Annotated in this window: 17 protein-coding genes; 11 read left to right on the forward strand and 6 right to left on the reverse strand. The window is 64.0% G+C overall.

Features of this window, described 5'->3' with window-relative positions:
* Positions 1-116 precede the first annotated feature (116 nt).
* The gene (locus BLW71_RS22510; RefSeq protein ID WP_091801724.1) at positions 117-1199 is read left to right on the forward strand and encodes a calcium:cation antiporter; all 1083 of its coding nucleotides are present in this window, start codon (positions 117-119) and stop codon (positions 1197-1199) included.
* Positions 1200-1219: 20 nt separating this feature from the next.
* Here the strand turns inward: BLW71_RS22510 and BLW71_RS22515 are convergent, their stop codons facing one another.
* A complete protein-coding gene (locus tag BLW71_RS22515; RefSeq protein ID WP_091801727.1) occupies positions 1220-2113 on the reverse strand; it encodes a LysR substrate-binding domain-containing protein in 894 nt (297 codons plus the stop codon).
* A gap of 526 nt (positions 2114-2639) precedes the next feature.
* Between BLW71_RS22515 and BLW71_RS22520 the strand changes: the two genes are divergently transcribed.
* The 7 genes from BLW71_RS22520 (at position 2640) to BLW71_RS22550 (ending at position 9132) form a co-directional block, all read left to right on the forward strand.
* On the forward strand, positions 2640-3734 hold the full coding sequence (locus tag BLW71_RS22520) for an ABC transporter substrate-binding protein (protein WP_091801731.1): 1095 nt from the start codon (positions 2640-2642) through the stop codon (positions 3732-3734).
* Positions 3731-4696: an ABC transporter permease gene (locus BLW71_RS22525; protein ID WP_091801734.1), complete on the forward strand. Its 966-nt coding sequence runs from the start codon at positions 3731-3733 to the stop codon at positions 4694-4696. Before BLW71_RS22520 ends, BLW71_RS22525 begins: the two co-directional genes overlap by 4 nt.
* Positions 4693-5595, forward strand: coding sequence for an ABC transporter permease (locus BLW71_RS22530; RefSeq protein ID WP_091801737.1), 903 nt, complete (start codon positions 4693-4695; stop codon positions 5593-5595). The genes BLW71_RS22525 and BLW71_RS22530 overlap by 4 nt, the downstream gene beginning before the upstream one ends.
* Positions 5596-5644: 49 nt before the next feature.
* A complete protein-coding gene (locus tag BLW71_RS22535; RefSeq protein WP_091801741.1) occupies positions 5645-6718 on the forward strand; it encodes an ABC transporter ATP-binding protein in 1074 nt (357 codons plus the stop codon).
* Between the two features lie 91 nt (positions 6719-6809).
* Positions 6810-7634, forward strand: a complete 825-nt coding sequence (locus BLW71_RS22540) for a transporter substrate-binding domain-containing protein (RefSeq protein WP_091801744.1) — start codon at positions 6810-6812, stop codon at positions 7632-7634.
* Positions 7635-7726: 92 nt separating this feature from the next.
* Positions 7727-8473, forward strand: a complete 747-nt coding sequence (locus BLW71_RS22545) for an amino acid ABC transporter permease (protein ID WP_091801747.1) — start codon at positions 7727-7729, stop codon at positions 8471-8473.
* A gap of 2 nt (positions 8474-8475) precedes the next feature.
* Complete coding sequence (locus BLW71_RS22550; protein WP_007177020.1) at positions 8476-9132, forward strand: amino acid ABC transporter permease; 657 nt, start codon at positions 8476-8478, stop codon at positions 9130-9132.
* A gap of 80 nt (positions 9133-9212) precedes the next feature.
* On the opposite strand, the gene BLW71_RS22555 is transcribed toward BLW71_RS22550, so the two are convergent.
* Genes BLW71_RS22555 through BLW71_RS22565 form a run of 3 tightly spaced genes read right to left on the reverse strand, consistent with a single transcriptional unit; the run spans position 9213 to position 13227 of the window.
* Complete coding sequence (locus BLW71_RS22555; protein WP_091801750.1) at positions 9213-10505, reverse strand: c-type cytochrome; 1293 nt, start codon at positions 10503-10505, stop codon at positions 9213-9215.
* Positions 10506-10517: 12 nt separating this feature from the next.
* Positions 10518-12770 carry a xanthine dehydrogenase family protein molybdopterin-binding subunit gene (locus BLW71_RS22560; RefSeq protein WP_091801755.1) on the reverse strand — a complete coding sequence of 751 codons (2253 nt, stop codon included), beginning with the start codon at positions 12768-12770 and terminating at the stop codon, positions 10518-10520.
* Position 12771: 1 nt separating this feature from the next.
* Positions 12772-13227, reverse strand: a complete 456-nt coding sequence (locus BLW71_RS22565) for a (2Fe-2S)-binding protein (RefSeq protein WP_091801759.1) — start codon at positions 13225-13227, stop codon at positions 12772-12774.
* Positions 13228-13634: 407 nt separating this feature from the next.
* On the opposite strand from BLW71_RS22565, the gene BLW71_RS22570 reads away from it, so the two are divergent.
* Both BLW71_RS22570 and BLW71_RS22575 read left to right on the forward strand, forming a co-directional pair.
* Positions 13635-14033, forward strand: a complete 399-nt coding sequence (locus BLW71_RS22570; RefSeq protein ID WP_091801762.1) for a hypothetical protein — start codon at positions 13635-13637, stop codon at positions 14031-14033.
* Between the two features lie 362 nt (positions 14034-14395).
* Positions 14396-15214: an alpha/beta fold hydrolase gene (locus BLW71_RS22575; RefSeq protein ID WP_091801765.1), complete on the forward strand. Its 819-nt coding sequence runs from the start codon at positions 14396-14398 to the stop codon at positions 15212-15214.
* A 10-nt stretch (positions 15215-15224) separates the two neighbouring features.
* Here the strand turns inward: BLW71_RS22575 and BLW71_RS22580 are convergent, their stop codons facing one another.
* Together BLW71_RS22580 and BLW71_RS22585 are read right to left on the reverse strand one after the other, a co-directional pair.
* A complete protein-coding gene (locus BLW71_RS22580; protein ID WP_091801768.1) occupies positions 15225-16178 on the reverse strand; it encodes a peptidoglycan DD-metalloendopeptidase family protein in 954 nt (317 codons plus the stop codon).
* A 609-nt stretch (positions 16179-16787) separates the two neighbouring features.
* Positions 16788-17204 carry a hypothetical protein gene (locus BLW71_RS22585; protein WP_091808730.1) on the reverse strand — a complete coding sequence of 139 codons (417 nt, stop codon included), beginning with the start codon at positions 17202-17204 and terminating at the stop codon, positions 16788-16790.
* A gap of 94 nt (positions 17205-17298) precedes the next feature.
* Between BLW71_RS22585 and BLW71_RS41085 the strand changes: the two genes are divergently transcribed.
* Positions 17299-17529, forward strand: a complete 231-nt coding sequence (locus BLW71_RS41085) for a hypothetical protein (RefSeq protein WP_143048389.1) — start codon at positions 17299-17301, stop codon at positions 17527-17529.
* The last annotated feature ends 16 nt before the right edge of the window (positions 17530-17545 follow it).

The following is a 17545-nucleotide window of genomic DNA, read 5'->3' on the forward strand; positions in this document are numbered from 1 at the left end:
CGTTAGAGCATACTGCTTACAAGCCACCTGAACATCCAGGCGCGCTTTGGCCCGGAAGGGCAAGCCGTCCGGGCCCGCAGCACCACCGAATAAAAGCATCGAAAAGGAGGCCCCGAATGACCACGCCCGCGACCGTTCTCCCCCGCTGGACCATTGCCGCTCCATTCGTGGCGTGGATCGTGCTCGGCATCGCCTATGCCATGCCGGGCAGCGGCGTGCTGCTCACGCTGGTCGGCGTGGCGCTGTGTGCGGCGGTCTTCACGGCGGTGCATCATGCGGAAGTGGTCGCGCATCGGGTCGGCGAGCCGTTCGGTACGCTGGTGCTGGCGGTGGCGGTCACCGTGATCGAAGTCGCGCTGATCGTCTCGGTCATGCTCACGTCCGGCCCGGAAAAGGCGGGTCTCGCGCGCGACACGGTGTTTGCCGCCGTGATGATCGTCTGCAACGGGATTGTGGGCATTTGCCTGCTGGTGGGCGGCATCCGGCATCGCGAGCAGGATTTTCAGAGCCGTGGCGCCTCGGCGGCGCTGGCTGTGCTCGCCTCGCTGTCCGTCCTGACGCTCGTCATGCCGAATTACACGACGACCAGCGTGGGTCCGCTTCTGTCGTCTTCCCAATTGGCGTTCGCCGGGGTGTCTTCGCTGGTGCTGTACGGCGTATTCGTGTTCGTGCAGACCGTTCGCCATCGCGATTACTTTCTCGCCGGCACGCCGGATGAAAACGTCCACGCCGCGCCGCCTACCGCCGCTCAGGCGCTGGCAGCCGGCGGCTTGCTGCTGGTATGTCTCGTCGCGGTGGTGCTGCTCGCCAAGGTGCTCTCGCCGGTGGTCGAAACCGCGGTCAAGAACGCGGGCGCGCCGGCGGCCGTGGTCGGCATTGTGATCGCCGCTCTGGTGCTGCTGCCTGAAGGGCTTGCCGCCGTGCGCGCGGCGCGCGTCGATCGCTTGCAAAACAGCCTGAATCTCGCCCTCGGCTCGGCGCTTGCCAGTATCGGCCTGACCATTCCAACCGTGGCCGGCGTATTTTTGTACACCGGTCAGCCGCTCGTGCTCGGGATCGACGGCAAGGAAACCGTGCTCCTCGTGCTCACGCTGATAGTGGGCACGCTCACGCTCAGCAGCGGCCGCACGACGATCCTGCAAGGCGCGGTACACCTGTCGCTGTTCGCGGCGTATCTGTTTCTCTCGTTCGCGCCTTGATCGGGCGCCGACGCTTTGGGCTACTCTTCCCAGTGCGCCGCGATCCAGTCGCGAAACAGATTCAGCTTCTGCTGATGCGCGACCGAATCCGGATAGACGAAGTAATAGCGCCACCCGGTCTTGAGCACGGTATCGAACGGCCGCACGAGGCGCTTGGCCGCCACGTCCTCGTCGATCAGCGCGAGGTCGCTGATCGCAACGCCGAAGCCCTGTAGCGCGGCGTTGGTCGCCATATCGAGCGTGTCGAAGCTCGGGCCGTGCTCGGCGTCGATGGCGGGCGCGTTCGCCGTATCCACCTCGGTCACCTTGGCGAGCCACATCTTCCAGTCGCGATGATCGCGCGTGGGATGCAGCAGCGTATGGCGCGCGAGGTCGGCCACTTCGGCCAGCGGCTTGTCTTTCAGCAGATCGGGCGCGCACACGGGCGTCAGGCGCTCCTCGAACAACGGCACTGCCTGCACATCCGCACCGGGCGACGAGCCGTAGATGATCGCGGCGTCGAACGGTTCGAGCTGGAAATCGACGTCGTGCTGCCACGTGGTCGTGATCTGCACGTGGAGTTCGGGATACTCGGCCTGAAAGCGCATGATTTTCGGCAGCATCCAGCGCATCACACAGGTCGGCACTTTCAGCGCGAGGTCGGTGCGCTGCCGTGTGAGGCGCAGCGAGATTTCCTCGATGCGCGCAAAGCTCTCCTTCACGGCGGGCAGCAGCAATTCCCCTTCGGCGGTGAGCGTCAGGCCTTTCGCATGACGCTTGAAGAGCGGAAACTTGTAGTAGTCCTCGAGCGCGATGATTTGCCGGCTGACCGCGCCTTGCGTCAGGCAGAGATGGTCGGCGGCGCGCGTGAAACTGCGATGCCGCGCCACCGTTTCGAAAATCTGCAGCGCGTTGAGCGGCGGTAGGCGTCGCATCGGCTTATCCGGGATCAGAAAAAATCATTGGTGGACGTTGCGGTACGGCTTAACGCTTGCCGCTGAAACGTCTGTCGAGCCCATAGGATACGCGATCACGGGTTGCAGCACGAGAAGCGGCCGCCGCTGCAACCATGCGTTTGGCTCATGTCGCCGCCCGATCTTGCGGTCCGCCGGCCGGCCACGCACCAACATAGGGCGAGACGCGCTTTCAATCGCACCAGAACTGAGCTTTCCTCATACCTCCGTGGGCAAACGAAACATCGGCAAAACATGGACGTTAACCCGCATGCGTTACTGCCTAGGCGCTCCCGCCGTCTGACCGGTGTAGGCCAGCCGGATCGCGTGACGGCCGTCGCATGAGATTACGTCATGCCCTCCATGCGCATATTTCGTTTGTTGAGGGATTTTGGCAAACCTAGAGTGCATCCACACGCAGCATCGGCACGCAACGCGAAGAGGCGCTGCATCGGCGGCGGTTACAGCAATATCACCAGGCAACAGGCGTTCAACACAGGAGACCGCCATGCAAGAGATCAAACGGGGTAGAAGGCAGGCCATCAAGACGATCGGCGCGGCACTCGCGGCGTCCACCTTGCCGATGCCGTTCATCAACCTGCGCGCGCAGGAACACAACTTCAGCGGCAAGACGCTGCGTCTGTTGACCTGGTCGGACGACACAGGCGCGGCCGCGTTGCGCAACATCGCCGCCACCTTCACGGCGAAAACCGGCGCCAAAGTGATCGCCGACCGCGCCGACGGCACCTCCGGCATGGTCGCCAAGGTGAAGGCCGCAGGCGATCGCCCCACCTACGACGTCATCACGCTGGCGGGCGTCGGCGCGGCCGGTCTCGGCGACGCCGGCCTGCTGATGAAGCCCGATCTGGACAAACTGCCGAACCTCAAAGACGTCGCGCCGCAATACCGCACGGGCGCGAACGGCTTCGGCGTCGGCTATCTGCTGTGGTCGGACGGGTTGATCTACAACACCTCGACCGTGAAGACCGCGCCGGCATCGTACGAAGCGCTGTGGGATCCCAAGTACGCCGGCCGCCTGTTCCTGCCGCCGCCCGAGTGGGCCGAAGCGGTCGACCTCGCGATCATCGCCGCGAAGATGAACGGCGGCTCGCAGCAGAACATCGAGCCGGGCTTCAAGAAGCTGATGCAACTGAAAGATCGCGTGATGACGCTCGGTGAAAATCCGAATCAGGTGGCCGATCTGTTCCGCACCGGGTCGCTCGATATTGGCGGCATCTATTCGCCGGCGTTTTTCCCGGACCAGATCCGCAAGCCCGAATACAAGATGGGCGTGACCTACGGCATGAAGGAAGGCTTCGCCACGCAGTTGATGTTCACGGTGATCCCCAAGTCGCACCCGGGCGACAGCGATCTGATCCACGCCTTCATCAACCACTCGCTCGACGCGGGCGTGCAAGGCCGCATGGCCGCCGACGTGCTGAACGGCCCGGTCAATTCGAAAGCGGTGATTCCCGCCGAGAGCCGCGCGTTCGTGCCGAGCCCGCAGCAGATCGCCGAGAAGGCCGTGTTGCATGACGACAAGGCGCTCGCCGTCGTGCAGCCGGCATGGATCAAGCGCTACACCGAAATCTTCTCGGCATGACCACGATGCTCGCGCGCTTTTCGCGGCGTGCTTCGGCGGCGTCCGCTGCTTCGTCAAATACGATGCCGGACGCCGGGCCCGATCTCGTGCCCGACGCGCCCGCCGCCACCGCGATGGAAAAGGCCCGGCCGTGGCTGCTGCTCGCGCCGATCCTGTTGTTTCTCGCCATTCTCGGCGCGGCGGCGCTGGTGGTGCTGCGCATGAGCTTCGGCACGCAAGGCAACGAGTGGCGCGGTTTCACGCTGCAAAACTACGCGGACCTGCTCGACGGCTACTTCATGAAGTCGTTGTGGCTCACGTTGAAGCTCGCATTCCAAAGCATGATCTGCGCGGTGCTGCTGGCGATTCCGGTCGCGCTGGCCATGGCCCGCACGAAGTCGCGGCTCGCCCGGCGCCTCCTGCTGGCCGGCGTGCTGCTGCCGCTGCTCGTCAACCTGCTGCTGCAAGGTTATGGCTGGCTGATCATTCTCGGGCCGGCTGGCCTCCTCAATCACGCGCTGCTCGGCAGCGGCCTCGTGCAACGCCCGTTGATGTGGCTGTACCGCGAAAACGGCGTGCTGCTCGGGCTGATCCAGACAGCGTTTCCGCTCGCCGTGCTACCCCTTTCGAGCGCGATGCGCGCGGTGTCGACTTCTTACGAGGAAGCCGCCGCCACGCTCGGCGCGACGCGCTGGCAAACGCTGCGTCACGTCCTGCTGCCGCTCGCCATGCCCGGCCTCGTGTCCGGCGCACTGCTCGTGTTCGCTTACAACGCAAGCGCGTTCGCCGTGCCGCTTTTGCTCGGCGGACGGCGCGTGCCGATGCTCGCCGTGCTGGTCCACGATCAGGTCGCGCCGTTGCTGAACTGGCCGGCGGCGTCCGCGTCGGGTGTCGTACTGATGGTCGCCACGCTGACCGTGATGGCGCTGTCGCAGCGTCTCGTGCGCCGTACCCAACGTCTCGCCGAGGAGCCTCACGCATGAGCACGCCTGTTCAAACCGCGCAAACCGCGCAAGTCGTTCGCCGGCAGCCGCGATCGCCCCGCTCACCGCGCTGGCCTTCCGTCATGCCCGGCCAGCTCGGCAAGGCCACCGCCCTGCTCGCGGCGATCGTTCTGTTCCTCGCCGCGCTGCCGATCCTCACGATGATCACGATGTCGTTCAGCGCGGCCGACACGCTCGAATTTCCGCCGCACGCCTATGGCCTGCACTGGTATCGCGCCGCGTGGCACAGCTTCGTGTCACCGGACGCGAGCGACTCGCTGTCGATGGGCGCCGCCTTGAGCACGAGCCTGATCGTTGCGCTCTCCACCATGGTGATCGCCACGCTCGTCTCGGTGCCCGCCGCCTACGCGCTGAGCCGCTACCGCTTTCGTGGCAAGCCCGCGGTCGAACAGCTGGTCGCGCTGCCGCTCGTCTATCCGCTCGTGATGCTCGGCCTGTCGCTGCTGCTGGTGTTCAACGTGCTGCCGGTCGAACTTGGCGTGTTCCGCCTGATCATCGCGCACGTGATTCTGGCGCTGCCGTTTACCGTGAAGAACTGCGCGGCCTCGGTCGCCGCCATCGGCCCGGAGTTCGAAGAGGCCGCCTGCGTGATGGGCGCGAGTCCCGGCCGCGCGCTCGTCGACGTGATCCTGCCGCTGATGCGCCCCGGCATTCTGGCCGGCATGCTGTTCGCGTTCATCGTCTCGTTCAACGAATTCACGGTGACGTTTTTCCTTTACGGCATCGATACGATGACGCTGCCGGTGTGGCTCTATAGCCGCACGGTGTCGTCGCTCGATCCGACCGTGTTCTGTTTCGCCGTATTCATTGTCGCGATCGATTTCGCGCTGATCTGGCTGCTCGAAAAGCTGATCGGCGACGAAGGCGTGGCACTGTGACTGCCCCCCTCGAACACGCGCTCATGACGACCCCTTGCTGGAGCATCCGATGACCCATTTAACGTTGCAGGCCGTGACCCGGCGCTTCGGCGCGGCGCATGCCGTCGACAGCGTCGATCTGAGCGTGCCCGACGGCAAGCTGGTGTGCTTTCTCGGCCCGTCCGGCTGCGGCAAGACCACGCTGCTGCGGATGATCGCCGGTCTCGAAACGCCCACATCCGGCAGCATTCAATTCGCCGGACGCGACATCACGCGCCTGCCGGCGAACCAGCGCGACTTCGGCATGGTGTTCCAGTCGCTCGCGCTGTTTCCTCACATGACGGTCGCGCAGAACGTCGCCTATCCGCTGAAGCTGCGCAAAACCGCGAAGGACCAGCAGACGCGGCGCGTGGCCGAATTGCTGGACCTGATCCAGTTGCCGCACATGGCGAACCGGCCGGTCACGCAGCTCTCCGGCGGCCAGCGCCAGCGCGTGGCGATTGCGCGCGCGATCGCGTCGCAGCCGAAACTGTTGCTGCTCGACGAGCCGCTCTCCGCGCTCGACGCCAAGCTGCGCGAGGCGATGCAGGTGGAAATCCGCCTGCTGCAACAGCGTCTCGGCATCACCACGATCATGGTGACGCACGACCAGCGCGAAGCCATGACGATGGCCGACGAGATCGTCGTGATGGAGAAAGGCCGCATCGCCCAGGTCGGCAAACCGCTCGACATCTATCGCGATCCGGTCAGCGAATTCGTCGCCGACTTCATCGGCCTCGGCAATATCCTGCCGGTCACGTACGATGGCGCGGGCGGCGTGAGCCTGCCGGGCGGCCGGCGCATCAACGTGGCGCAGCCGGCGCGCGTGCCGGCGTCCAGCAGCGATATCCGTCTGCTGATCCGCCCGGAAGACGTGTGCCTGAAAGCGGCGTCCGACGCGGCGGGCCCGAACCGGCTGCAAGGCACCGTGACGTTTATCCGCGACGTGGGCGCATCGCTCGAAGCGACCATCGACTGCGCCGGCTTTACGCTGACCGCCGCCACCACGCCGCGCGAAACGCCGGGGCTCGCGCTCGGCATGCCGGTGTTCGCGGAATTGCCGCCGCATGCGTGCAAGCTGATCGCCGCGCGCGCCGCACACTGACTTCAGGCAAGACTCAGGCACTCGAGCGCACCACTGAATCACTCAAGAATTCGCCCATTCCAATACCGATATTTTCGACAGAGGACAGACCATGAACCAGCGCCCCGTTGCCCAATCCAGCACCCGCCGGGTGTTCGCCACACTCGCCGCGACGCTCGCCTTCACCGCTCTCGGCGCGCTGTGCGCGTTGCCGTCCACCGCGCATGCGGATGCGCTCGACAACATCGCCAAGTCGGGCACGGTGCGCATCGGCGTATTCGAAGACTATCCGCCGTTCGGCTCGATCGGCCCGGACATGAAGCCGATGGGCTACGACATCGACGTGGCCAACCTGATCGGCCGCGCGCTCAACGCCAAGGTCGAACTCGTACAGGTAACGGGCGACAACCGTATGGCTTACCTCGCCGACCACAAGGCGGACATGCTGCTGTCGGTCGGCCAGACGCCGGAGCGCGAGAAGGTGATCGATTTCTCGCAACCGTACGCGCCCTACTACCTCGCCGTGTTCGGCCCGAAAGCGTTGCCCGTGAAGAACGCCGCTGACCTCGCCGGCAAGTCGATTTCGGTCGCGCGCGGCACGCTGGAAGACCTGAGCGTAACCAAGATCGCGCCACCCACCGCGAACATCAAACGTTTCGACGATCCTAACGGCGCAATTTCGGCGTTTCTTTCTGGTCAGGTACAGTTGATGGTAGTCGGCAACGACGTCGGCGCCACGATTCTCGCGCGTCATCCGGCCAATGATCCCGAGCAGAAGTTCTCGCTGTTCAGCTCGCCCGATCACGTCGGCTTGAACAAGAACGAGCCGCGTCTGAAGCAGAAGGTCGACGAAACGATTGCCAAGGCCCGCAAGGACGGCACCATGAACGCGATTTCGCAGAAGTGGCTGCGCGCGCCGCTGCCGGCCGACCTCTGAACCTTTTTTGCGCGCGCCACGAAGCGTAATCCCGCAGGAGATTGCCCGCGTGGCGCAGCGCCGGAGTTTGACCTCACGATGAGCGCCACGCCATGACTTATGCGTTCGATTTCAGCGGCTTCGGCCTTTATGCGGGCATGCTCGCGCGCGGCGTCGCCGTGACCTTGGGGCTGACGGCCGTCTCCACCGTGCTCGGCGCGATTGTCGGCATTGCCGGCGCGAGTGTGGCGGTGGCCGGGCCGAAATGGGCGCGCTGGGTGGTGGCGAGTTATGTGGAGTTGATCCGCAATACGCCGTTCATCGTGCAGTTGTTCTTCGTGTTCTTCGGCTTGCCGAGCCTCGGCATTCATATCGACGAAGTGCAGGCCGCGATTCTGGCCATGACCGTCAATCTCGGCGCGTACGCGATCGAAATCGTGCGCGCCGGCATCGACTCGATTTCCCGCGGCCAGGTGCAGGCCGCGCAGGCGCTCGGCTTGCACGGAGGGCAGGTGTTTCGCTATGTCGTGCTGCCGCAGGCCATCGCCAACGTGTTTCCCGCGCTGCTGAGCCAGGTGCTGATCGTCATGCTCGGCTCGGCCGTGGTCTCGCAGATCTCCGTGCCCGATCTCACCTACGCGGCCAACTTTATCCAGTCGCGCAACTTCCGCTCGTTCGAAAGCTACCTGATCATCACCGCCACGTATCTGTTGTTGTCCATCGTGTTGCGGCAAATCCTCAACCGGCTCGGCCGCGGTCTGTTCGCGGGCCGCGCGGCGCGCGGCAACGACAGCGCGCCGCGTAACTGGCGCAACCGCCTGATGTGGCGCGGTGCCCGCACTCTGCCCACGGAGCGTTGATCATGGTCGAATTCACGCTGTGGGACATTGCCCGCAATCTGTTGCTCGCCGCCCGCTGGACGGTGCTGCTTTCGTTGATCGCGTTCGTGGGCGGCGGCATCGTCGGGCTGATTCTGCTCGCCATGCGCGTGTCGCCGATCGCCTGGCTGCGCCGTATCGTCGTGGTGTACGTGGAAGTGTTTCAAGGCACGCCGCTGCTGATGCAGCTTTTCCTCGCGTTCTTCGGCTTGCCGCTGCTCGGTGTCGACGTATCGCCGTGGGTCGCGGCCACTGTCACGCTGACGCTCTATACCAGCGCGTATCTGGTCGACATCTGGCGCGGCTGCGTCGAAGCCGTGCCGCGTGGTCAGTGGGCCGCGGGCGCAAGCCTCGGCATGACGTTCGGCCAGCAGTTGCGCTATATCGTGTGGCCACAGGCGCTGAAAATCGCCGTGGCGCCGACGGTTGGTTTTCTCGTGCAGGTGGTGAAAAGCACGGCGCTCGCGTCGATCATCGGCTTCACGGAATTGACCAAGACCGGCACCATGATCACCAACGCCGCGTTCCGCCCGTTCCCCATCTACGGCATGGTCGCGATGATTTACTTCGCGATGTGCTTCCCGCTGACGTGGTATGCGCGGGTGCTGGAGAAACGGCAGAAGGTGGGCCAGCATCGCTGACATGTGCAGCGATGGGCGAATAAAAAAGCGTTCAACCGCTCGGCACGGTTGAACGCTTTTTTGTATGCCGCCTGACAGAACTAGCGCGCCGCGTGCGTCGACTTACGCAACTTCGCCACGTCTTCCGCCGTCACCGCCGGCGCGCCGTTGTTCCAACCCGCCCGCACGAAGGTCAGCACATCGGCGATCTGCTGGTCGTTGAGCACGGGTGCGTACTTCGGCATCGGATACGGCGCGGGAATGCCGCCGATCACCAGGTCCTCGGTGCCGTTCAGCGTTACGTTGATCAGCGACGACGGATCCTTTTCCAGCACGTTCGGATTGCCGGACAACGGCGCCAGCATCGGCGCGAAGCCGCGTCCGTCGACACCATGGCAGTGCATGCAGTACGCCGTGTAGACGCGCGCGCCTTCGTTGTTCGCCGGACGGTTCAGCGACACTTTGGTCGCCTGCGGATCGTACGTATAAGGCGGCGCGCCGCTGCCGCCCGCCGACGGCAGCGACTTCAGATACGTCGTCATCGCGGCGATGTCGGTGTCGTTCATGTTCTGCGTGCTGTTGTTGATCACGCTGGTCATCGAACCGAACGCCGATGCATGGCGATTCGCGCCGGTCTTCAGGAACGCCTGCAGATCCTGATCGTTCCAGCGGCCCAAGCCGACGTTGTGCTCGCCGGTAAGGTTCGCCGCGAACCAGCCGTCGAGCAGTCCGCCGGTCAGAAACGCGCTGCCGCTTTCATCGAGCGCCTTCTCCTGAAACGCGATACCACGCGGCGTGTGGCACGAGCCGCAGTGCCCCAACCCCTGAATCAGATACGCGCCGCGATTCCAGGCCACGTCTTTGCCCGACTTGTCCTGGTAGACGCCTTTCTCCAGGAACACCATGTTCCAGAACTTCAGCGGCCAGCGCATGTTCAATGGCCACTTGATGTCCGGCTCGCGGTTCGCCTGCTGCACGGGCGCCACGCCGCTCATGAAATACGCGTACAGCGCTTTCATGTCGTCGTCGTTGACCTTCGCGTACGACGGGTACGGCATCGCCGGATAGAGATTGTGGCCGTCTTTCGCGATGCCTTCGCGCATGGCCCGCGCGAAGTCCTCCTCCGTGTAACCGCCAATGCCGGTTTGCGGATCGGGCGTGATGTTGGTGGTGTAGATCTGGCCCATCGGCGTGGTCATCGGCAGGCCGCCCGCAAACGGCTTGCCTTTCGGCGCCGTATGACAGGCGACACAATCGCCGACCTTGGCCAGATAGGCGCCACGTTGCACGAGCGCAGAATCGGCGGATTGCGCGGCCGCCTGCGCCGGAGTCTGCGCGAACAACGGCAGCGTCACGCTCAACGCGACGGCAAAACCCTTCAGTGTGTTTTTCATATCGGGCTCCGGTCAGGCGGTTTGCAACTGGCTGCCAACGGGCAACTGCCGCAGCCGCTTGCCGGTGGCCGCGAAGATCGCGTTGGTCAGCGCGGGCGCGAGCGCCGCCGTGCCGGGTTCGCCGATGCCGCCGGGCGCCTCGCCGCTCTTCACGATATGCACCTCGATAGGCGGCGTCTGATCGATCCGCAACATCCGGTAGTCGGTGAAGTTGTTCTGCTCGACGCGGCCGTCCTTGATCGTGATCTCGCTATAAAGCGCCGCCGTGATGCCGAAGATGATGCCGCCCTGCACCTGCGCCTCCACCGTGTTCGGATTGACCACCATGCCGCAATCGACCGCGCACACCACACGCTTGACCGCCACCTCGCCCTGATCCACCGCGACATCCACGACGATCCCGAAGAAGCTGCCGAACGCATGCATGACGGACACGCCGCGCCCTTGCCCCTTCGGCACCGCGCTGCCCCAGTTCGCCGCCTGCGTGGCGACGTTGAGCACGTTCAACGCGCGCGGCGTCTTGCCGAGCAGATCCTGCCGGTATTTGACCGGATCGACTTTGGCCTGCGCCGCGAGTTCGTCGATGAAGCTTTCCACCACGAACGTGCCGCGCGTCGGTCCCACGCCGCGCCAGAATGCGGTGGGGACCGCGTGCGGCTCCTGACGAACGTAGTCGACCAGTTGATTCGGCAAGTCGTACGGCAGGTCCGAAGCGACTTCGACCGCATCCGGATCGAGCCCGTTCTTGAAGGCCGGCGGCGCGAAACGCGCCATCACCGAAGAACCGACGATGCGGTGCTGCCACGCAACCGGCTTGCCGTTCGCGTCGAGGCCCGCGGTGATTTTGTCGTAGTAGTACGGCCGGTACATGTCGTGCTGAATGTCTTCTTCGCGCGTCCAGACCACCTTCACCGGCGTCGACACCTGTTTGCCGACCTTGACCGCCTGCGTGACCATGTCGAATTCGAGCCGCCGCCCGAAGCCGCCGCCGATCAGGTGGTTGTGCACGACGATCTTGTCGGCGGGCAAACCCGTGACCGCCACGGCGGCGTCCACGACCCGCGTCGGCACTTGCGAGCCGAGCCAGACATCGCAGCCGTCGGGGCGCACATGCACCGTGCAGTTGATCGGCTCCATGGTGGCGTGCGCGAGGAACGGCTGCTGATAGACGGCGTCCACGCGCGTCTTGGCATTTGAAAATGCGTTGCCGACGTCGCCATCCTTGCGCGCCACCGCGCCGTTGCGCTGTGACGCGTTCGCGAGATCGTCGACGATCTGCTTCATCGACAGGTTTGCGCCCGCGCCTTCGTTCCACTTGATAACCAGTGCCTGCACGCCGCGCTTCGCGGCCCAGGTGTGGTCGCCGATCACGGCGACCGCGTTGTCGATCTTGATGACCTGACGCACACCGGGGATCTTTTTCGCGTGGGTGTCGTCGACGCTCGCGAGCGTGCCGCCGAACACCGGACAGTTGGCAATCGCCGCATAGACCATGTCGGGCACGCGCACGTCGAGCCCGAACTGCGCGGTGCCGTCCACTTTCTCCGGCGAGTCGAGGCGCTTCGCCGGCGTGCCGATCAGCTTGAAGTCCTTCGGGTCTTTGAGCTTGACGTTCTGCGGCGCCGGCAGACCGGCGGCCGCGGTGACCAGCTCGCCATAGCCGATGCTGCGCTTGCTGGCCTCATGAATCACCTGCCCGGCCTGCGCATGGCAGCTCGCCGGATCGACTTGCCATTGCTGCGCGGCCGCGCTGATCAGGACCGTGCGCGCGGCGGCGCCGGCTTTACGCATCGGCTCCCACGCATAGCGGATCGAGGTCGAACCGCCCGTGAGCTGGCCGCCGAGCAGCGGGTCCATGAAGAGCTTTTCGTTCGGCGGCGCGTGGTCGACGGTGATCGAGTCGAGCGGCACTTCGAGCTCTTCGGCAATCAGCATCGGAATCGACGTATAGACGCCCTGGCCCATCTCGACCTTCGGAATCACGAGCGTGACCTTGCCCGCAGTATCGATCTGGATGAACGCGTTCGGCGCGAACACACCGCTTTGCGGCGTTTCGACACCGTCGCCGCCAATCACCGATTTGCCGGCCTTCTGATCCTGGCTGGCGGCCGGCATGCTGAAGCCGAGCAGCAGGCCGCCACCGGCCGCCGCCCCCACCGTCACGCCGAACTTCAGAAAGGTGCGGCGGGACAATCCACCCGCGGCGCGCGCGCCGCCTTTCGAAGACGCGCCGCCGTTCTGTGCATCGAGCAATCCCTGGGACATGTCAGGCCCCCTTCGCGGCTTGCTTGATCGCCGCGCGGATGCGGTTGTACGTCCCGCAGCGGCAGATATTGCCGGCCATGGCCGCGTCGATGTCCGCGTCGGTAGGATTGGGGTTGCTCGCGAGCAGCGAAGCCGCCGACATCACCTGCCCGGACTGGCAGTAGCCGCATTGCACCACGTCCAGTTGACGCCATGCCTGCTGCACTTTCTGACCCGCCGGCGTGTTGCCCACTGCTTCGATCGTGGTGATCTTGCGGTCGCCGACCGCCGCTGCCGGCAGCACGCACGAGCGCACTGCCACGCCGTCGAGGTGCACGGTGCATGCGCCGCATTGAGCGATGCCGCAACCGAACTTCGTGCCGGTCAGGCCGACCAGATCGCGCAAGACCCACAGAAGTGGCATGTCGGGAGGCGCGTCGACGGTATGCGTCTGGCCGTTGATATTGAGCGTTGTCATTGAGCGGCTCCGAGAGTCGGGTTTATTGTTGATGAGGCTGTTTAGACAGAGACGTCGAACCAAAACGTGAAGACCTGCCGCGTTTATTCGATAAGCCGAACTAATACGCGATGCGGCTTTCCGATACTTGAAAACGGCGGTTAATGCATGGCGCGAGCGCGCCGGAAACTGACCGGCAGATTGTAGCCGCGCATTAAGAAGTTCGCCGCCTGGCTGCACGCCGCCGGCCGGCCAAATAATGACCCCAGCGCATATTGCCAGGCTGAAAGCGGATTCGAATCAAGGCGTTACCTTGCGCGCATCCACCCGAGCCGAGCGACTTTGCACGATCGGTTAATCTTGTCGAATCATTGCCGTGCGATTTTGTTAGCATGGATCCGGTCTGACTATCCGAAGGAGCAGCACACATGAACGACTCGCAATGCACTCAATTCCTCTCGGACATTCGCCGGCCGCTATTGGCGCTGCACAAGGCCATTCTCGATCACGAGCGGGCAGCGTATGAGAAGGAATTCGGCCCGGTAACGCCAGCGGCTTTCCTGCAGGCGCTCATCAACGGTTCGGGTTTCCGCTGGCTCACGCCGCTCTCAACGGTGATTGCGAACGTCGACGAAATTCTCGACGACAAGGAAGCCGAGGCCACCGACCGGATCGCGGCGGCCGAAGCGGTAGCGGGACTCTTCTCGCCCGACATGCCGAACAATACTTTTCTGCCGCGCTACCTGCCGCTGCTGCATGCCGATCCGGCGATCCTGCATCAGCACGGTCAGGTGTCGCAGTTGTTGCGCGGGATCGAGTCGAAGTAACCGGCTCCCGAATTTCCTCACCATCGAAAATGCGTGGTTCGATCGCGCTTAACCCTGTTCGCATGATGGCGCCTTGCGGGCGTCATCGTGCGATTACCAGGCGTTTTTGGATGCGGACAATGGTTTTACGCCTTATTTCAAGGCAATTTATGCGTGATTCGTAAGAGTGTGTGTCGCGTGCGCGGCTCGTTTGTCATTGAAACGCGTCTGCGATCGAGCCACGTTTGAATTTGCCTGGCTTTGCTGAATAAAACAAAGGTGAGCTTCTGCGGGAGACGTTCCGGGCCGACTACGAAAACCCGGTCAGCATGCAGCACGAAGCCCTGCTAAGGTAGCCAAACTTTCTTGCGACGCTCATCGCTATGCAAAACTGGCCGCTCCCCGAAAGCTATACGTTTCGCGATCAAACCGTGCGCTTCAACGTGACCGGCAACGGTCCGCCGCTAGTGCTGGTTCACGGCACGCCGTTTTCTTCGTATGTGTGGCACCGCATTGCCCCTCACCTCGCGCAAACGCGCACGGTCTACTACTACGATCTGCTCGGCTATGGGCAATCCGAACAGCGCGACGCTCAGGACGTTTCGCTCGGCGTGCAGAACAGGTTGCTTGCGGAATTGCTCGCGCATTGGCGGGTAAATAACCCGGACGTCATCGCGCATGATTTCGGCGGCGCGACTTCATTGCGCGCGCATCTGATCGACGGCTGCGACTATCGCAGTCTCACACTGATCGATCCGGTGGCGGTCGCGCCGTGGGGTTCGCCGTTCGTGCGGCATGTGCGCGAGCACGGTGATGCGTTCGGCGGCCTGCCGCCGTACATCCACGAGGCAGTGGTCAAGGCGTATGTGCGCGGCGCGATCGCGCGCGAGATTCCGGATCACGAGCTCGCGCCTTATGTAACGCCCTGGCTCGGCGCAACGGGCCAGGCCGCGTTCTACCGGCAAATCGCGCAGATGGATCAGCGCTACACCGACGAGGTCGAAGCGCACTATCCGCACCTACGTTGTCCGGTGCAGATTCTGTGGGGCGAGGAGGACCAGTGGATTCCGCTGGCGCGCGGCCGTCAACTGGCCGCGGCCATACCGGAAGCGCGATTTCAGCCGGTACCGAAGGCCGGCCACCTGATGCAGGAAGACGCGCCGGAAGCGATCGTCGCCGCGGCGCTGCGGTGGCTGGATTAAGGGCGCGCGCCTAGCCGCGTCCTTGCGGCAGGTACGGCATGGGATCGATCGGCTTGCCGTCGCGGCGCAACTCGAAGCCCAGCGAAACTCGCGAGTTCTTTTCGTCGCCCATTTCGGCGATCTGCTGTCCCTGCACGACGATATCGCCGGTTTTGACCAGCAGCTTGCGGTTATGCGAGTAAGCGGTCAGGAAGTCCTTGTTGTGCTGCACGATGATCAGGCTGCCGTAACCGTTCAGACCCATGCCCGCATACATCACCTTCCCGTCCGCCGCCGCCCGCACAGGATCGCCCGGCTTGCCGCCGATTTCGATACCCCGCGTTTCGCCCGGCTGGAATCCTTCGACCACGCTGCCGCCCGCCGGCCAGGCCAGCGACACGGCATTCGCATGCCGCGCGGTTTGCTGCGCCACTTCGCGCGCTTCAGCGGCGCTCGGCGCGGGCGACTGGGCGGACTGCGATTGCGGCGCGCCCGCCACCGATGCGCCAGATGCCGCGGCCTGCCGCGCAGCGGCGGAAGCCGCGGCCCCGGAAGCCGCAGCGGCCTTGGCGGCCGCATTAGCCGCATTCACCGCCCGCACTGTTTCCGGAGACGCGACGTGCAACACCTGCCCGCGCTTTAGCCGCGAGGACGCCTTCAATCCATTCCAGGCTTGCAACTGCCCGACACTGCAATGATGATGCTGCGCGATGCGTGCCAAGGTGTCGCCACGTTTCACGCGATACACGAGCGGCGGTGACTTCTTGAGCAGCGCGCTCTGCTCGGCGCTGAGTGCGGCCGGCGTTGCGGCCGCCGCATCGGATGCCGGGGCGCTCGCGGCCGGCACGCCGGACGCAACCGCCGCGCCTGATGCGGCGCCTGTCTGCGCACCCTGCTGCCCCACATTCGCACAACCACTGACCGCCAGCGCGACCCACGCGCCGGCTAGACTGGCCAACATCGTTCTGTCGAAACGCTTTCCCATCTTGTTCGACTCCTGCCTCATTCATTGTCGAGCTGGATGCTGCCTTGCCGCGAGCGATGCGCGCGCCCAACCGCCGCGCTGCTTTCCTCGCGACACCGCCAGGCCGCCTCGTGCGGCGCTCATCCATGCCGTGCCGGCCAACCCAACCCCATGCGTTCACGAGCTGCCGGATGCCTCGGGCGCACGGATACCGCCCGCAAAAACAGCCGATCTTCTGCGAAAAGGGTCAGATTACCAATTAAAATTCAAGCGGAATTGTAAAGTGCGTTTTATAAAAAACGCTTCAACTCACATACTTTGATACAAACCTTACGCGCGGTATTGCGGACATCGTTGCGCGTGCAACGTGTAGCGCGGCGGCGCGTCGTCATTGCAAGAGCGGTCGTTGTGATACGCCGCGTCAAGCGCTATTGACGCACGGGCGTCCCCATCGGGCAGCCATGCGAGCCGCACCCACGGCTACACCTCGGCAAACGCACGATAACGTTTGCTTTAACGGCAAAGCGCGGCAAAAACTTGAATCGACAGCGGCGACCGACATTGAGCGCGGCGGGAGAATGGCGCCGGCGCGCGGACGGATTTGTTCCCGACCGGCGCGATGGAAGCCGGCTAGCTGTAGTACTGGCCCTGGTACTTCACATAGCCGATCGGATGATGCGTAAAGTGCAGGACAGGCAGAACGGGATTGCGATTGTCTTCAGTGGGATAGGCGCTGGCGTCGGGGATGTATTCGCCTTGGGCTTCGATCGGCTGACCGGCCTGCAATCCGGGAATCTCATGCGCGAGTCCCTCGTTGTCGCCGAAACGCACGGCGACGAATAGCTCGGCGCCCACGAGATTCTCCGTACCGCCCTCGAACTTCACCACCGTGTCGACCTTGATGATGAAGTGCTGGTGATTGGCGCCGTTGTGATTTTCCGGGCTGGCGAACACTTTGCTGATCGTGCCTTGCACGCAGGCCAGCGGCGCGCCGATCGAATGAACGTAACTATGGTGAGGAAGGATCTGCGTCGCGCGATTGCTCATGAAGTCTCCGTGAAAGGAATCAGCATTGCCTGCGGGGAAAAGGTTGGGCGCGCCGTAAGCCGCGAGCCGTAAGCCAAGAGCAGGCAGCGGCACCGTGAATTCATTTGAACAGAGCACGGCGTGCAAGTTCATCGCACGTTTGCGTGGCGCCCACGGTGCCGCACTGCGTTGGCGGCCCTTCACCCCCGCACATGAAAAAGCCGATGCCCTGAGCATCGCCTTGACGCAGCGTCGAGTTGCCCACCCGATAGCGGGCAAGGGCCGGGATCATCGCGCCAATTCGCCGCAGGATGCGTCAAACTACGTGAAGCCATTTCACAAATGACTGATCCGGTATGAAC

Source organism: Burkholderia sp. WP9 (assembly GCF_900104795.1).
GTDB lineage: Bacteria > Pseudomonadota > Gammaproteobacteria > Burkholderiales > Burkholderiaceae > Paraburkholderia.

What these genes read in the sequence shown, in the direction of transcription:
- BLW71_RS22510 (WP_091801724.1), top strand. Translation starts at nt 117, where the DNA reads ATGACCACGCCCGCGACCGTTCTCCCCCGCTGGACCATTGCCGCTCCA.
- BLW71_RS22515 (WP_091801727.1), bottom strand. Translation starts at nt 2,113, where the DNA reads ATGCGACGCCTACCGCCGCTCAACGCGCTGCAGATTTTCGAAACGGTG.
- BLW71_RS22520 (WP_091801731.1), top strand. Translation starts at nt 2,640, where the DNA reads ATGCAAGAGATCAAACGGGGTAGAAGGCAGGCCATCAAGACGATCGGC.
- BLW71_RS22525 (WP_091801734.1), top strand. Translation starts at nt 3,731, where the DNA reads ATGACCACGATGCTCGCGCGCTTTTCGCGGCGTGCTTCGGCGGCGTCC.
- BLW71_RS22530 (WP_091801737.1), top strand. Translation starts at nt 4,693, where the DNA reads ATGAGCACGCCTGTTCAAACCGCGCAAACCGCGCAAGTCGTTCGCCGG.
- BLW71_RS22535 (WP_091801741.1), top strand. Translation starts at nt 5,645, where the DNA reads ATGACCCATTTAACGTTGCAGGCCGTGACCCGGCGCTTCGGCGCGGCG.
- BLW71_RS22540 (WP_091801744.1), top strand. Translation starts at nt 6,810, where the DNA reads ATGAACCAGCGCCCCGTTGCCCAATCCAGCACCCGCCGGGTGTTCGCC.
- BLW71_RS22545 (WP_091801747.1), top strand. Translation starts at nt 7,727, where the DNA reads ATGACTTATGCGTTCGATTTCAGCGGCTTCGGCCTTTATGCGGGCATG.
- BLW71_RS22550 (WP_007177020.1), top strand. Translation starts at nt 8,476, where the DNA reads ATGGTCGAATTCACGCTGTGGGACATTGCCCGCAATCTGTTGCTCGCC.
- BLW71_RS22555 (WP_091801750.1), bottom strand. Translation starts at nt 10,505, where the DNA reads ATGAAAAACACACTGAAGGGTTTTGCCGTCGCGTTGAGCGTGACGCTG.
- BLW71_RS22560 (WP_091801755.1), bottom strand. Translation starts at nt 12,770, where the DNA reads ATGTCCCAGGGATTGCTCGATGCACAGAACGGCGGCGCGTCTTCGAAA.
- BLW71_RS22565 (WP_091801759.1), bottom strand. Translation starts at nt 13,227, where the DNA reads ATGACAACGCTCAATATCAACGGCCAGACGCATACCGTCGACGCGCCT.
- BLW71_RS22570 (WP_091801762.1), top strand. Translation starts at nt 13,635, where the DNA reads ATGAACGACTCGCAATGCACTCAATTCCTCTCGGACATTCGCCGGCCG.
- BLW71_RS22575 (WP_091801765.1), top strand. Translation starts at nt 14,396, where the DNA reads ATGCAAAACTGGCCGCTCCCCGAAAGCTATACGTTTCGCGATCAAACC.
- BLW71_RS22580 (WP_091801768.1), bottom strand. Translation starts at nt 16,178, where the DNA reads ATGGGAAAGCGTTTCGACAGAACGATGTTGGCCAGTCTAGCCGGCGCG.
- BLW71_RS22585 (WP_091808730.1), bottom strand. Translation starts at nt 17,204, where the DNA reads ATGAGCAATCGCGCGACGCAGATCCTTCCTCACCATAGTTACGTTCAT.